Source organism: Prosthecobacter debontii, from assembly GCF_900167535.1.
GTDB lineage: Bacteria > Verrucomicrobiota > Verrucomicrobiia > Verrucomicrobiales > Verrucomicrobiaceae > Prosthecobacter > Prosthecobacter debontii.
On record NZ_FUYE01000002.1, the window covers coordinates 239321 to 253434 of the forward strand.

A 14114-nucleotide genomic window follows, 5' to 3' on the forward strand; every position below is an offset into this window, starting at 1 on the left:
TTGACCTCTAAGACCCAAAATACTGGCACTCGTTGAGCTTAAGGGAGGTTGGTGGCCAGCGCTGTATTGGCGACGAGCTGAGTAAAGACCTTGATCGGCACCCCTGAAGAAGGATTGGTGAAATCAAAGTTTTTGAGGGGAGCGGCAATCATTTTGATCATGACTCGACGCAAATTTTGATCAATGCCTGAGGTATCACTGTTTGTCGGCAACCGGACATCAGCCGTCGGAATTGTGACCTGTACAACATAGTTAAGCAGGATGTCGAAACCTTGAGTAGTTGCCTCGATCTCGAGCCCCTGATCATCAAAATAGCGGATTTGTGCTTGTTGGCTGTCCAGCGTGCCCCAATCAACGGACTGCATTTCCCCGACAATTTGGTCAATGATGCGGGTTTCAGCCTGCTCGTTGGCGGTCTTGCGTGTCATTTCCAGACCATGCGGCAGGAGGCCCAAGATCGTCACCACACCGAGGGCCATGATGCCGACAGCAAGCACCACTTCGACAAGGGAAAATCCACCGCGGGTCAGGGAACGGCGCAGGTCTGGCGTGACGATGTTCATGGTTGGGGTAATCTCAAGGTTGGGTTTGTGAGACAAATTTTTCTGGTATTAAATTCATATTACCGCGCAGGGCCATGTAGCGTCAATTCAAATACATGGTAAATACCGAATGTTCCCAATCCCTCTCCCACTGTTCATTGAAACACATACCCCCAGGTTTGTATGGAAATGTGCAATTCTTTGCCTGATTTCTGTAACTTTTAGGCGTATTTAGCTTCCCAGTTGCAGGGATGGTCAGCCTCCTTGAAGCTGGTTTTTTCATGATCACCGACCGGAGTGCCCTCATCCTTTCCACCTTCGCCTTTTTGGCGGCGGTGGTGCCGGCGTTGACTGCGCTGAAGACGGGGGATTGGCGGCGAGGACCGATACAGAAAATCGTGATGGCCATCGGGTTCCTGCTCCAGACGGCGGCCATCTATTTGCGGGGTCAGGCAGTAGGCCAGTGCCCGATGAAGAGCGTGTCCGATATCCTGGTCTTTATCGCTTGGAGCATCGTGCTGCTGTACTTTCTGGTGGGCACCACCTACCGCGTCTCACTCTTGGGCATGTTTACCGCACCTTTAGTGGTAGGGATGCATGCCATCGCCTTTCTATTGCCGGGTGCCTTTCCTGACTACCCGTTCAAAACCAAAATTGATCCTTGGGTGGAGCTTCATGCAGCTCTGGCGCTGATCGCCTACGCGGCCTTCGCGCTCGGCTGTGTCACGGGCGTGATGTATCTGCTGCAAGACCGCTTTTTGAAGCGCCATCAGATCGGTGGCCTGTTTTACCAGCTTCCCCCCATCCAAGGTCTCGCCAAAGGCATCCAGCGCATGCTCTTTCTAGGCGTCGTGCTGTTGAGCGTCAGTCTCGCCATCACCTTTAAGCTGGATACTCCGATCACCAATCCCAAGCTCATCTTCGCCTGGGCTGTCTGGGGACTCTATGCGGTGATTGGCCTCATCGTCTGGCGGCATGCCCTCTCTCCGCGACAGACTGCCTGGCTTGCGGCCGTGGGCTTTGTCATCCCGTTCATCTCCCTGTGGCTCGTGACCTGACCCATGACTTATCCTACCGCCACTAGCGAGCATTTGGTCTGCTTGGGCCTGAACTACCGCACCACCCCCGTGGAGGTGCGGGAGCGCGTGGCATTTCCCGAAGCCAAGGTGCCAGACGCGGTTCAGGAGATCCGCCAGCTTCCCGGCTTTGAGGAAAGCGTGGTGCTGAGCACCTGCAATCGGGTGGAAATGTATGCCACCCACAGTCTTGAGGACGCCCAGAGAGCCCATGACACCTTAGTGGCTTATCTGGTGCAACGCTTCGAACTGCCGGAGGAGCAGGCTGAGGCCCTGGTGACCTATCGCCTGCGTTCCGACGAGGCGGCGCGGCATCTCTTCCGGGTCGTCAGCGGGCTGGATAGCATGGTGCTGGGCGAGACCGAGATCTTTGGCCAGGTCAAGCAAGCCTACAAAGTCGCCTTGGAGACTGGGGGCACTGGCCGCTCGCTCAATAAGCTTTTCCAGCAGGCCTTCACCGTCGGTAAAAAGGTGCGTAATGACACCACCATCCAGCGCGGCTCCACCAGCGTCGGTTCGGTAGCGGTGGATCTGGCCGAGAAGGTGCATGACCTGAAACGCTGCCGCGTCATGCTTGTGGGGGCAGGCGAAATGAGCCGCACCTGCGCTCAAAGCCTCCTCTCCCGCGGAGCTCAGAGCATCATCGTCTCCAACCGCAGCTATGACCGCGCCGTGGAACTCGCGACCGAGATGAAGGGCACGGCCATGAAATTCGATGAATGGGAAAACGCCCTGCACGAGGTGGATGTGATCATCTCCAGCACCAGCGCCCCCCACTTCGTGATCAAACCGGACCTCATCCAGCAAGTGATGCGTAAACGCCGCTGGGATCCCCTGTTGATCATCGACATCGCCGTGCCGCGTGATGTGGACCCTGCCGTGAATGAGATCGAAGGCGTCTATCTCTACGACATTGACGCCCTTCAAGCCATTGCCGATGAAGGCCGCCGTGAGCGTGAACGCCAGCTCAGCGCTTGCGAGCGCATCATCGAGGAGCACCTGGAAAAATACGGCTACACCCATCCTGCCACCATCAGCCATCACGGTACTCAGACCGCTACCTGAAGCTTAAACGGCGCCGGTTTAAACACCACGGGAGTGCTGCCAGGAGCCAGCTCCCCATCCACCTCGAGAGGGGCATCTGGACTCGCGGTCACGGTGAACTCACGCAGCTGAAGATAATCGATGTCCTCCGCCGGCTCATAACCACCTTCCAAAATCGCTCGCAGCATCTGTGCGAACTCCCAACCGCCGAGCCCGCGGAAGACCAACACATCGAGAAGGCCGTCCTGATTGGAGGCTTTGGGAAAGACCGGCACCGGCCCACCGTAGCGCTTCCCTGCCCCGACCAACACCACGGAACCTACTAAGGGAGGCCTTCCCTCCACGTTCACCGAAAGAACGGGAGGCTGCCGGGTCAGCACCTGCATCGCGGACATGACGTAACTCAGTGGACCGAAGCGCTTTTTACTTTCCCAGCTGGTCTCTTGAATGATCTCCGCGTCAAAGCCCACCCCTGCCAGTTGCACAAAGTATTGATCATTCGCCAGCCACAGATCCACCTCGCGAAAGCGATGGCTAGAAAGCTGCCGCCAACAGGCCGCGATGTCCTGGCTAGGTAGCCCAAGCTCGACCGAAAAAACGTTCATCGTCCCCACTGGCAGGACGCCGAGCGCCGTGTGCTTTTCCCCTGGTGGGCGCTCTGCATTCACACGGCAGATGCCCTGGAGCACCTCATTCATCGTTCCATCGCCACCTGCGGCTATCACGAGCGGATGCCCCTCACGTGCCAGTTTTTCCGCCAGCTCAGTGGCCTGCCCGGGCCCTGCCGTCAAAACGAGTTCAGGCTCAGGAGTCAGGGCACGAATGGCTTGCTCACGGGCAGCGGCCTGGGTGCTTCTTGCCGCTGGGTTGAGAATGACAGGGATTCTGGCTGGCATGCGGGAGGCGCTTATGAGCCAAGAACAGCCGCACCACAAGCAACAATGCAGGCTCGCTTACGGAAGGTCAGTGGTTTGCAGAGGAAACACCCGCACCTGAACTCCCTCTGAACCCATGATGTGATCCGGCGGACGCCCGGGTTCTGGCAAACCATTGAGGGTAAACAAGCGGGTGTCCCAGCTCGACACTTCGGCTTGGGCCACAGGGTAAGGCCGATGATGCACCCGCCCCAGACGCAGCCCTCGTGGGGTTTTTGAAAACAACGCATACCGCTCCGCTAGAAAGAACTCCAGACTCCCGGGTTCGGCTTCCCCCACACGTGATCTGAGTTGATATTCAAAGCGGGAGACTTGGGCGTCGCCTCGTCTTTGAGAGGTGTAGATCATCCTTTGATCCGGTCCCTGCACGGCCGTCATGCTCGCATGCTGATAGGGCAGATAAAAACCGGTGCGCGCGACCCAAACAGCCAGGGGTTGATTGCACTCCAAGGAGTAAAACCAGACGCCAGGTCTCCCCTGCTCATCATACACGTAAGTTCTCAGATTCGTTTCCAAGAAGTTGCTGACACCTGGGACAGCAGGACTGAATCGGGGCCGGATCTTCCTCATGAGGAAGGGCACGATCGCCACCCAGGCCTTTCCGTCAAAGACATGCACCGTCAGCCCTGGCGGCATGGAGGCCTGAATGAGCGTAGGATCGAAACTCCAATGGAGAAACAGCAACTGCTCCCAACACTGGTGCATGACGAAGGGCAGAGCAGGAAGCTCTCGCATGGCCAAACGCTGCGCAAGGGTCGGCGTCATTCCATTCTTTGTCGAACTAGCCAGCCTATTTGTAAAGGCATCCCACCCATCCAGCCTCAATTAGCTCAAGACCGGATTGCTCTCAACCAAGGCGTAAACCTCCACGGGCTCGGGCTGACCTTTGACGGGGTGAATGCCCACGTTTTTGTAGTCTTGGAGCCCTTCGGGCCAACCTTCCAGGAAGGACGCGCCCGCCAAGACGGGCACCTGCAACTTACGAGTCAGGCTCTCGATACGGAAGGTCACGTTCACGGCCTCACCCACTGCGGTGTTCACTCCACGTCCCATGGCCCCCAAGGCCACGTCGCCAATATTCAGGCCTATGTGGCAATAAACCTCCATGTTCATCTCGTCCCGCATCATTTTGCGGACCGGAGACTCACTGGCCTCAGGACTGCTGAGAAGGCGGGCGGCTTCCGTGGCCTGCGAGCGAATGTCCAAAGAATCTCCAACCCAATAGGCGAAGACCCCATCACCAATGAATTTATCAATGATGGCTCCTCGGGGCTTCAAGATGCGCTCACAGTCAGCATACCACTCGCGTAGCATCGCGGCGACCTGCTCAGCGCTGAGCTGGGCGGAGATGCTGGTGAAATTACGAAGATCTCCCACCAGAAGCGTGGCCTTCACCGTGCGCATCGGCAGAGCGATGGTGTGGAGCATCTGCGTGCCACTGCCCGTGTTCATGGACGCTTCACCTTCATCCGTTTCAAAGATGAAAACGCAGGTGCCGAGCTGGATCCGATCTCCATGACGGAGCGCACGCGCAGTCGTCACCGCCACATCATTGACAAAGCTGCCATTCGCGCTGCCCAAGTCGGACACCCAGTAGAGAGAACCGTCGCGTCGGATGGTGGCGTGCTGGCGAGAAACCCCCGCATCGGTCAGTCTGATGGTAGCATCCGGACTGCGGCCCAACAGGGTGAAGTCCTCCAGGGAATACTCCACTCCTTTGTCGTGAGCTCTGAGAAAAGCGGGCATGATCGTGATACGAATACTCTTGAAGCAACTGCTGGATGGGAAGTCAAGCATCCACACGGAATTTTCAGAAATACGTGGCCTCCCCGCGCACTTGAGGTGTGAATTGACGAGTTCTGTTCAAACTTCTTCAAAAAATCTTCGTTCCAGCCTGATTTCCTGGCCTCCTTTCGAGTGGCACCGCTTTGAGATGCGTTATCATCAGACATGCGTTCCCTCGTTTTTCATTTGCTGAGCCTCGGGCTACTCCTCCCCTACGCTTCGGCCGCCGATTGGCCCCAGTTTCTCGGGCCTCATCGCAACGGTCAAACAGAGTCGAGCGAACCCACTCTGAGTGGCACCTTTTCCGCTGAACCGAAACCACTCTGGGAAAAATCAGTCGGCTCAGGTTTCGCCGGACCTGTGGTGGCGGACGGCAAAGTCATCCTCTTTCACCGAGAAGGCAGTGACATGACCACCGAAGCGGTGGATGCCCAAACCGGAGTCCCGATCTGGCGCAGCACTTACGTCACGGACTACGTGGACAGCTTCGGCTTCGACAATGGCCCGCGCGCGGTGCCTGCAGTCGTTGAAGGAAAGGTCTTCACACATGGCCCCGAAGGCCGAGTCACGGCCTGGGATCTCCAGACCGGCAAGGAGATATGGGTCTATGACACCGCTTCTGCGGTGGGGTCGGTGCAAGGTTTCTTTGGTCGTGCCGCGTCCCCTCTGGTCGTGAAAGGAAAAGTCATCATCGCCGCAGGCGGCATGCAGGGCGATCAACCCGCTGGCCTGATCGCTCTGGATTCCGCGACAGGGAAACTCATCTGGAACAACGTGGAGGATGAAGCGGGTTACGCCTCGCCCGTGCCCTTGGGGGAGGACCACCTGCTGGCCTGGATGCGCAATCGCCTGTGGCTGGTGCGCGCGAGTGACGGCAGCCTTGTGAATTCTCTCCGGCTCCGCTCCACCATGGATGCCTCCGTCAATGCCGCGACTCCCCTTGAGTGCGCGCCAGGGCAGTGGTTCGTCTCGGCAGGCTATGGTGTGGGAGCCCATCTTTTCAAGATCACGCCAAGCCAAACCCCGGCACTGCAGGAGCTGTGGGCGAAGCAACACGTCATGGACTGCCATTACAGCACCCCTGTCTATCATGAGGGCCACCTTTACGGATTCGATGGTCGGCAGGAAACCGGCCAGACACTCCGCTGCGTAGAAGTGGCCACAGGCAAAGTCTGTTGGGAATCTCCTGGGGTGCCGGGAGGCACTTTGATCCAAACGGGCGGTCACCTTCTCGTGGTCACTGAGCAAGGTGAACTCTGGATTGTCAAAGCGGCTCCTGACACGTTTGACCAACTCGCAGGCTGGCAAATCCTGCGCTCCAGCCACCGCAGCCACGCTGCCTATGCCAACGGTATCCTCTATGCACGCGACACGGAGAAAGTGGTGGCTCTCCGTCTCTGAAATCCAGGTTTTCGATCCATGTCTTTGAGCCGTTTTTATCTTCCTTCCCCAGCCTGGCAGCCGGATACGCTGACCCTCACGGGCGATGAAGCCGCCCACTGCGCACGAGTCCTGCGGCGCCAGGTGGGAGATGCCGTTGAGGTCTTCGATGGGGCAGGCCGTGTCGCTCGTGCGGAGATCACTGCAGTCAGCAAGTCCAGTGTCAGCCTCCGCACTCTGTCGGAAGAATACACCTCTCCTCTGGCCCCTCGCATCCACCTGCTACCCGCCATGATCAAGGCGGAGCCCTTCGAGTGGCTGCTGGGAAAAGCCGTGGAACTCGGTGCAGCCAGTATCCTGCCCATCGTGACGGAACGTACCATCGTCCATCTCGGAGGAGATCATCTGGAAAAGAAAATGACCCGCTGGCAGCGACACATGATCGAATCTGCCAAGCAGTGCCACACGCCTTTCATCACTCGCCTGGAGAAACCTCAGCCACTTCCCCAGGCCATTGCGGATTTACCGAGTTCATCTCTCAAGATCATTCCAGCCTTGAGCGAACATAGCCGCACCTTGCACCAAGTCTCCGGAGGCCTCCCTTCCCCCACGGATGCTTACCTCCTCATCGGACCTGAGGGTGACTTCACGCCGTCCGAAGAAACCCTCGCCCAAGAACTGGGTTTCATCCCCGTCACCCTGGGGCCGCTCATCTTACGTGCTGAGACCGCAGCCATCTCCACTCTCGCCATTCTGCGCCATGAATTGCAGCGCCTCGTTGGAAATCAAACCTGAGCTTTGAACCGGCCGACTTGCCCGTTGGACAAGTACCTAACCCGAGGCACCTTAGAGCAAATCCAACCTGTATGTCTTCTCCTGCCCTCGAATGGCTCTACTCCACTCAGCTTTACGGGATCAAGCTCGGTCTTGATAACGTCCACAAGCTGCTGGAGGCCATGTCCTTGCCTCAGGCGGGCATGAAGTTCATTCATGTCGCAGGCACCAACGGCAAGGGTAGCACCTGCGCCTTCATGCACGCCATTTTCAAGGAGTCGGGCATCAATGCAGGCTTATTCACCTCCCCCCACCTCATCCGCTTCAACGAGCGGATTCGCGATGCCGAACGCGAGATCAGTGACGATGAATTGACGGCGGGCCTCACCCGCATTCGCGAGCTCGTCAGCGCTTGGGATCCCCATCCCACGTTCTTCGAGATCACCCTGGCTTTGGCGCTCGATTGGTTCCGCCAGCGAGGCAACGAATGGGTCATTTTGGAAACAGGTCTCGGAGGTCGGCTCGATGCCACCAATGCCATCACCCCGGAAGTCAGCGTGCTCACCCGTATCGGTCTGGATCACAAGGAGCAACTGGGTGATACCCTGAGCAAGATCGCGGCTGAGAAAGCGGGCATCATCAAGCCCGGCATCCCCGTCGTATCGGCACCTCAGGAAGATGAAGCCCTGAAAGTGATCGTCAAAACTGCCAAGAGCCAAAAGGCATCTCTCCTGGTCGTTGAAGAACCTTTGATTAACGTCAAGTTAGGCCTCATGGGCCCGCACCAAGCCTGGAATGCGGCCATTGCTATCGAGGCCCTACGAGAGGCTGGCATCCGTGTCCCAGCCGTCGTGCTGGAAGGCGCTTTGCAGAAGGTTCATTGGGCGGGCCGCTTCCATCATCTGGAGAGTGGCCGTGTCGTTGTCGATGGCGCCCACAATGGCGACGCCGCCTTGGCCCTGGCCTGGACCTGGAAAACGGAGCATCCTGATGAGAAGGCCACCATCATCTTTGGCGGTTCGACCGGGAAAGATTTGATTGATGTCATGTGGCCTCTGGCAGAGATCGCTGAACGCTGGATCCTCACCCCTTTCCAATCCCCTAGATCCGTGCCCGTGGAGACTCTCAGCGAGGCTCTCACCGATGCCGATGAAGACGGTGAATGGCTGGAAGCGAAAAGCCTGGATGACGCCTGGACTCAAGCCCAAAGCTATCCTGAACGCATTCTCGTGACGGGCTCACTCTTCCTCGTCGGCGAGTTTCTCAGCCAAGTCAGTGCTTCCGGCGGCTACCAGCCCAGCGCGCAGTAGCCCAGCGTTGGGCTCGTGGTCCTCATGAACAACGTTGCCTATTTCGGATCACTTCTCCACCGCAGCCACCGCCATGGCAGCGATACCTTCCTCACGTCCCACGAAGCCCATACGCTCGTTGGTGGTCGCTTTCACACCGACCTGCTCCGCCGTGATCCCCAACGCAGCGGCGATCTTCTCTTTCATCGCTGGAGCGTGCTTCATGACCTTGGGCGCTTCGGCAATCAATGAGGCATCCACGTTGTTAATCACATAACCCTTCTCAGCAGCAAGAGCTGCACACTTCTCCAGAATGAGCAGACTGCAGATGCCCTCGATACTGGCATCCGTAGGCGGGAAGTAGAACCCGATATCTGGCAGGCCCAGAGCCCCCAGCACCGCATCGGCAATGGCATGGCAGAGCACATCAGCATCGGAGTGGCCTTTCAGCCCACGCGTATGTGGGATCTCGACACCACCCAAAATAAGCGGACGCCCTTCCTGAAAGGGATGCACATCATAGCCAATACCAACACGGTTCATCCCTCCTGTCATAGCCCGGTCCACAGGCCTTTCCAGTAGAGAATGCACCCGCAGCGTGCTTACTGCTCGGCTTCCTTCTTCGCCGCCAGCTTGTGCTTGATCACTTCGATCACGATCGGCAGCACGGACACCACAATGATCAGCACGAAGACCAGCTTCAGGTTATTCTTGATGAAAGGAATGCTGCCCAGGAAATAACCCGCCAGCGTGAAGGTCAGCACCCAGATGAATCCACCACCGAGGCTGTAGCTCAGGAATCGGGAATACTGCATCTGACCGAACCCTGCCGTGAAGGGAGCAAACGTACGCACGATGGGCACGAAACGCGCCAGCACGATGGCCTTGCCGCCATGCTTCACAAAAAACGCCTCCGTTTTGGAGAGGTAATCCCGCTTGAACCATTTCTGCGTCACCATCCAGCCTCCAGCCTTACGCCCAATCCAGTAGTTCAGGTTATCGCCAATGATTGCCGCCGATATCAGCAGCGGAATGATCAACTCCAGCCTCACAAAGCCCTGCACCGACAGTGCCCCCACCGCAAATAGCAGGGAATCCCCTGGCAAAAAGGGCGTCACCACCAGTCCGGTCTCACAAAACACAATCGCGAACAGCAGCACATAAATCAGGGTGCCATAGTTCTGCGCAAACGTGAGCAAATGCTTGTCCACGTGCAGGATGAGATCGAGGAAATCGCCAATCATGAAGCCCCGAATCTCAAGCCCTTAAGTCGAACGGGCAAACGAAATGTCTGACGGAATCCGTCTCCTACACCTCCAGCAAACCGGCGCTATCACCGAAGGAAGGAACTTCCACCCCAGCACGATTCAACATCCCCGCGTAGAGATTGCACAGCGGTGTGTCTTTGGCCGCCAGGATATGCTGACCACCCTTCACCCCACCGCCGTGTCCCGCTAGGACCAGCGGTAGATTGCGCGGGTCATGCTTGTTGCCATCGCGAATGCTGGAGCCAAAGAGGACTAGGCTGTTATCCAGCAGTGTCCCCTCGCCTTCGCGGATGCCTTTCAGCTTCTCGATGAAGTAGCTGTATTGCTCCACATGCCAGCGATTGATCTTCTCGTAGGCATCCAGTTTGTCGGCATGTCCCTCATGATGCGAGAGCTGGTGATGCCCACCCTCCACGCCTGGGAGGAAAGAGAAATTCTTGCCGCTGACCGCCCAGCCAAACATGAAGGTGCTGGCACGGGTGCTATCCGTCTGGAAAGCCAGCGCCATGAGATCCAACATCAGACGACAGTGCTCGGTGTGATCCAGGCGCAGCTGTGAGCCCGGATGCTGGGGGGCCTTCGCCATGGCGTCGGCGATGCGCTTGTCGAGCTGACTGATCGACTCCTTCACGGATGGGTCCAGGTTTTCTCCCGTGGCGACACGGGCAATGTCCGCATCAATCCGGCGCTCGATGTGCCGCAGACTTTCCAGGTATTCATCCAGCCGCTGCTGATCCTCCTTGCCCACCTTGGCTCGCAGAGCCTTCGCATCCGCCAGCACCAGATCCAGCACGCTGCGATTTTCCTCCGCACTCGCCTTGCGCTGCGCCGCATCTTCGCGGAAGAGGCGATCAAACACAAACCGGGGGTTGATCTCCGCCGGGATGGGGCTCGTCGGCGTGCGCCAGGCGATGTGGCTGCCATAGAGCATCGTGTAGTTCACATTGCGATCCACCCCACTCATGATCGGGTCCGTGCCCAGTTCCAGAGAGGGAAACCGTGTCAGGTGACCGCGCTCCTTCGCCAGCACCTGATCCACCGACACCCCGCAGTGGAGGTCTTTCCCCGTGGTCTTGGCAATCGGCGTGCCCGTCAGCCAGTTGGCCGTCTTCGCATAATGTCCATCACCCGAAAGCGAGGCTCGGTTGCCCAGCCCCGTCAGTACCGTGATGTCGCGCTTATGCGCCTCCAGGGGACTCAGAATGGGCGACAGCTTGAACTCCGTGCCCTGCCCCTCCGGTGTCCAGCGGTCCTCCCGCACCCCGTTCGGCATGAACAGAAAAGCCATGCGTATTGGGGCCGCCCCCGCCATCACACTCGCCGCCCGCGCACGACTCGGGCGCATGGCATCCAGAAATGGCAGCGCCACCGTGGCGCCCAGGCCACGCAGGACAGTTCGACGAGAAAGGGTTTTCGACATGAGGCAGGAAAATCGGGGAAAGCTTGTCAACATACGCCGCCACGCCCCCCTTTGCTATCAGGGAAACACAATCTCAGGTCTCGGAAGCCCCCGCCTCGCTCCCATTCGCTTCTCCACATACTCCCCAGGCTGAGCCGCACCTCGTTCATCCCCTCAACTTCAGCACAAGGCACTTGTTCCCGTTTTTACACACTTTTCATTTTGTCGTCAAAGCCCACCCAAATCCGCCCCATAGCCTTGGCACTCAACTTGTTAGACCGACACTAAATCCAGTGCCTTTTGTCTCAAAAAATCCCATTGGGGTCCATCCCTCTCGATTTCTCGACCACCGATCACGCTTGGGTGATCAAGCCAGCCTCGTGATGATTTCATGCCTCAACCCGATGGAATAACGAGAAAGAATGCAAGCGGTTTTGGCTTCACCCTATCCCTCGATAGGCGGGTTATCCGGCCACCTGTTCTTCACCCAAGCCTCAGCCACAGCCAGACAAACCCGCCCTACCGCCCAACCCATCCTCAGCCCTTTTGCACGATCAAATACACGTGCAGCTCTGGGTGCTGATCATACTCCAGATGACGGCACACACAGCCCTGGCTCGCCACAATCTCCAGCAGCTTCGGAATCCCCAGCGCCGCGTGATACATCGGCTGCCCCATCATCTCATTGAAAATCTCCCCCGGCTCATCCACACCGCCACTGGTGAAGATCAAAACCCCACCCGCCTTCAAACCTTCACACAGCTTTCTCAAGATCCCCTCATGCTCGCTCAACGGCGCATGCCAGATGCTGTCCCAGGCCGAGATGAAATCATAGCGCTCCGGCAACTCCCACGTGCAGATATCCACCTGATGAAACGTCACCTCTGGATGCCGTTCCCGCGCCAGCGTCACCATCGCGGCGGAAACATCCAGGCCCTCCACCTCAAAGCCTTCGGTGAGCAACAGGTCGATGATTCGCCCACTGCTGCCACACCCCACATCCAGCGCCTTGCGCAAGTCCTGTCCCTCCGCCTCCCGCACAAACTGCAACGCCCGCCAATGCTGCGCGATCCCATTCGATGGATTGAAATCCCCGCCGCTCCAGAACGAAGCGATCCGGTCATACGTCGCTGCGATTTGTTGAGGGGTCATGGAAACAAGGGGGACGAGTCTTGAAACTAAACGTGATGGCTCCAATCCGACAAGTCGTAGAGCGGAGTTAAGGGGGCGCGGCTCAAAAACGTTCGTTCCCCCAGAGATGATGCAGCCGCAAGTCAAAGCATCCTGAAGTCAAATCTCGAAGGGGCTGTCTGAGTTAAATCTCAGGTCTAGACGCTATAGTCACTGAGAGTGAGCCGGACACCTGTTTGATCGAAAATCAAAGACTCGAAATCGCTTTGCCAAAGGTAGGCATCCGAACCGTGATGAGATTTCGACACATCCTTCAAAAGGTTAAGGCTTGAGCGATCATAGATGGCTGCATCTGCAGGCGGCTTTTGCTTATTGGATGGCAGGAAAAAGTAGGCCGCTCCATGGTGGCTGAGGTCAATCAGCATCAGCTCATGGATTTGGAGTAAAAGCCCGCATTGGTCGGGATCCTGAGATTGGAGTTCTGCCATCGCGTCACCAAACTTTTTCCTGAGGGACGGCTCCCCATAGGCTTGGATGATACCATGACCGAGCAGCGCACGAGCGGTCTTCACGACGCCTCGCTTATAGTAGGCTAGCCAAAAGTGACGGCGATAGCGCCACTGCCTCCTCATGGTGATGCTACCCGTCTCCTCCGCGTATTGACCCACCCGCTGGAAAAAGTCTTCCATGACATCCAGGATCATCCAGCGCTCCAGAATTTGCCGACTTAGAGAGGAAGCTGCACTCCAGTATCCTGTCCACCCCTCGGGCACGGACCCAAACCAACCCTCCAGCGTCCTTTTCTGAATCTCTTTCTGAAGCTCGAGCTCGGAGGGATTAAAGGCCGCCCAGGGTTCTAAGAGGCCATTGATGACGGCTGCGCACAGCACTTCGTCCCATGCAGATGACTCGCCGAACAAAAGGTTTTTCCATTCACGGATACGTTCCAGATGAAGGAAATCGTAGCCCTGGGCAGCAGGGATGGGAATATTCAGATAGGCGAGAAAGGCCTGCCGTGACAGGTCAGCAGCCTGAGCGCGCGCAGTCAGAAACCCCGCCTCGGCCAACACACTCCTCAATGACATATCCGGCGAGTTTTGCAGCCGACATGCTAGCTTTACGGGAAAATCATCGGGGGAAAAAAGGTCCCAATCGCGATCCCGACGTCGCCACACATCGATGTGCTCATGGCCCTCCACGTCACACCATTGCCTCAGCGTGTCTCCCAGCCATGCACGGCCCTCTTCATTGGCGTCGGAGGCTTCTGTATAAGCCGTAGCCAGAGTCTCAATCCAGCTAGCAAGGGACACGCTCATGGAGGCTGCCCAGGCAATCCCTTCTCTCAAACGAGGGTACTCAATGGCCTGCTGCCCTTCGTAAGTCCTCCACAATAGGGCAGGAACTTGCTTCCAGATATCCAACGACAGCGCTCTGGCGGGTTGATCGGAACCGAGCCATGCTTGCACTTGCGACCAGACGCCATTTACCTCA

14 protein-coding genes are annotated in these 14114 nt (G+C 57.6%); 5 read left to right on the forward strand and 9 right to left on the reverse strand.

Annotated elements, in window-relative coordinates; all coding sequences use genetic code 11:
* Window positions 1-38: 38 nt before the first annotated feature.
* On the reverse strand, window positions 39-563 hold the full coding sequence (gene vccB, locus B5D61_RS03325; RefSeq protein ID WP_078811884.1) for a Verru_Chthon cassette protein B: 525 nt from the start codon (window positions 561-563) through the stop codon (window positions 39-41).
* Between the two features lie 230 nt (window positions 564-793).
* Here vccB and ccsA point away from each other — a divergent pair, with 230 nt between their 5' ends.
* Entirely contained in the window at window positions 794-1600 is an 807-nt protein-coding gene (ccsA, locus tag B5D61_RS03330) for a cytochrome c biogenesis protein CcsA (RefSeq protein WP_078811885.1), read from the forward strand.
* Between the two features lie 3 nt (window positions 1601-1603).
* Window positions 1604-2683, forward strand: coding sequence for a glutamyl-tRNA reductase (gene hemA / locus B5D61_RS03335; RefSeq protein WP_078811886.1), 1080 nt, complete (start codon window positions 1604-1606; stop codon window positions 2681-2683).
* On the opposite strand, the gene B5D61_RS03340 is transcribed toward hemA, so the two are convergent.
* Genes B5D61_RS03340 through B5D61_RS03350 form a run of 3 tightly spaced genes read right to left on the reverse strand, consistent with a single transcriptional unit; the run spans window position 2668 to window position 5343 of the window.
* Complete coding sequence (locus B5D61_RS03340) at window positions 2668-3558, reverse strand: diacylglycerol/lipid kinase family protein (protein ID WP_078811887.1); 891 nt, start codon at window positions 3556-3558, stop codon at window positions 2668-2670. The two genes, hemA and B5D61_RS03340, sit on opposite strands and share 16 nt — an antisense overlap.
* Window positions 3559-3615: 57 nt before the next feature.
* Window positions 3616-4362: a YqjF family protein gene (locus B5D61_RS03345; RefSeq protein ID WP_078811888.1), complete on the reverse strand. Its 747-nt coding sequence runs from the start codon at window positions 4360-4362 to the stop codon at window positions 3616-3618.
* A 60-nt stretch (window positions 4363-4422) separates the two neighbouring features.
* Window positions 4423-5343 (reverse strand): adenylate/guanylate cyclase domain-containing protein, encoded by a 921-nt coding sequence (locus B5D61_RS03350; protein WP_176159202.1) that lies wholly within the window; start codon window positions 5341-5343, stop codon window positions 4423-4425.
* Window positions 5344-5547: 204 nt separating this feature from the next.
* Here B5D61_RS03350 and B5D61_RS03355 point away from each other — a divergent pair, with 204 nt between their 5' ends.
* From B5D61_RS03355 to B5D61_RS03365, 3 genes are all read left to right on the forward strand, one after another.
* A complete protein-coding gene (locus B5D61_RS03355) occupies window positions 5548-6783 on the forward strand; it encodes an outer membrane protein assembly factor BamB family protein (RefSeq protein WP_078811890.1) in 1236 nt (411 codons plus the stop codon).
* An 18-nt stretch (window positions 6784-6801) separates the two neighbouring features.
* Window positions 6802-7557: an RsmE family RNA methyltransferase gene (locus tag B5D61_RS03360; protein ID WP_078811891.1), complete on the forward strand. Its 756-nt coding sequence runs from the start codon at window positions 6802-6804 to the stop codon at window positions 7555-7557.
* A 71-nt stretch (window positions 7558-7628) separates the two neighbouring features.
* Window positions 7629-8846 (forward strand): bifunctional folylpolyglutamate synthase/dihydrofolate synthase, encoded by a 1218-nt coding sequence (locus B5D61_RS03365; RefSeq protein WP_078811892.1) that lies wholly within the window; start codon window positions 7629-7631, stop codon window positions 8844-8846.
* Window positions 8847-8894: 48 nt separating this feature from the next.
* On the opposite strand, the gene ispF is transcribed toward B5D61_RS03365, so the two are convergent.
* The 5 genes from ispF to B5D61_RS03390 all read right to left on the reverse strand — a co-directional run bounded on the left by ispF (window position 8895) and on the right by B5D61_RS03390 (window position 13939).
* Entirely contained in the window at window positions 8895-9368 is a 474-nt protein-coding gene (gene ispF / locus B5D61_RS03370) for a 2-C-methyl-D-erythritol 2,4-cyclodiphosphate synthase (protein ID WP_078811893.1), read from the reverse strand.
* 59 nt (window positions 9369-9427) lie between these two features.
* Window positions 9428-10069 (reverse strand): DedA family protein, encoded by a 642-nt coding sequence (locus B5D61_RS03375; RefSeq protein WP_078811894.1) that lies wholly within the window; start codon window positions 10067-10069, stop codon window positions 9428-9430.
* Between the two features lie 64 nt (window positions 10070-10133).
* Entirely contained in the window at window positions 10134-11513 is a 1380-nt protein-coding gene (locus tag B5D61_RS03380; RefSeq protein WP_078811895.1) for a DUF1552 domain-containing protein, read from the reverse strand.
* Window positions 11514-12029: 516 nt separating this feature from the next.
* Window positions 12030-12644 (reverse strand): class I SAM-dependent methyltransferase, encoded by a 615-nt coding sequence (locus B5D61_RS03385; protein WP_078811896.1) that lies wholly within the window; start codon window positions 12642-12644, stop codon window positions 12030-12032.
* Between the two features lie 176 nt (window positions 12645-12820).
* Window positions 12821-13939: an EH signature domain-containing protein gene (locus B5D61_RS03390; protein WP_176159203.1), complete on the reverse strand. Its 1119-nt coding sequence runs from the start codon at window positions 13937-13939 to the stop codon at window positions 12821-12823.
* Window positions 13940-14114 lie beyond the last annotated feature (175 nt).

Coding starts and splice junctions, on each gene's coding strand:
- vccB (WP_078811884.1), bottom strand. CDS start 563: ATGAACATCGTCACGCCAGACCTGCGCCGTTCCCTGACCCGCGGTGGA.
- ccsA (WP_078811885.1), top strand. CDS start 794: ATGGTCAGCCTCCTTGAAGCTGGTTTTTTCATGATCACCGACCGGAGT.
- hemA (WP_078811886.1), top strand. CDS start 1,604: ATGACTTATCCTACCGCCACTAGCGAGCATTTGGTCTGCTTGGGCCTG.
- B5D61_RS03340 (WP_078811887.1), bottom strand. CDS start 3,558: ATGCCAGCCAGAATCCCTGTCATTCTCAACCCAGCGGCAAGAAGCACC.
- B5D61_RS03345 (WP_078811888.1), bottom strand. CDS start 4,362: ATGACGCCGACCCTTGCGCAGCGTTTGGCCATGCGAGAGCTTCCTGCT.
- B5D61_RS03350 (WP_176159202.1), bottom strand. CDS start 5,343: ATGCCCGCTTTTCTCAGAGCTCACGACAAAGGAGTGGAGTATTCCCTG.
- B5D61_RS03355 (WP_078811890.1), top strand. CDS start 5,548: ATGCGTTCCCTCGTTTTTCATTTGCTGAGCCTCGGGCTACTCCTCCCC.
- B5D61_RS03360 (WP_078811891.1), top strand. CDS start 6,802: ATGTCTTTGAGCCGTTTTTATCTTCCTTCCCCAGCCTGGCAGCCGGAT.
- B5D61_RS03365 (WP_078811892.1), top strand. CDS start 7,629: ATGTCTTCTCCTGCCCTCGAATGGCTCTACTCCACTCAGCTTTACGGG.
- ispF (WP_078811893.1), bottom strand. CDS start 9,368: ATGAACCGTGTTGGTATTGGCTATGATGTGCATCCCTTTCAGGAAGGG.
- B5D61_RS03375 (WP_078811894.1), bottom strand. CDS start 10,069: ATGATTGGCGATTTCCTCGATCTCATCCTGCACGTGGACAAGCATTTG.
- B5D61_RS03380 (WP_078811895.1), bottom strand. CDS start 11,513: ATGTCGAAAACCCTTTCTCGTCGAACTGTCCTGCGTGGCCTGGGCGCC.
- B5D61_RS03385 (WP_078811896.1), bottom strand. CDS start 12,644: ATGACCCCTCAACAAATCGCAGCGACGTATGACCGGATCGCTTCGTTC.
- B5D61_RS03390 (WP_176159203.1), bottom strand. CDS start 13,939: ATGAGCGTGTCCCTTGCTAGCTGGATTGAGACTCTGGCTACGGCTTAT.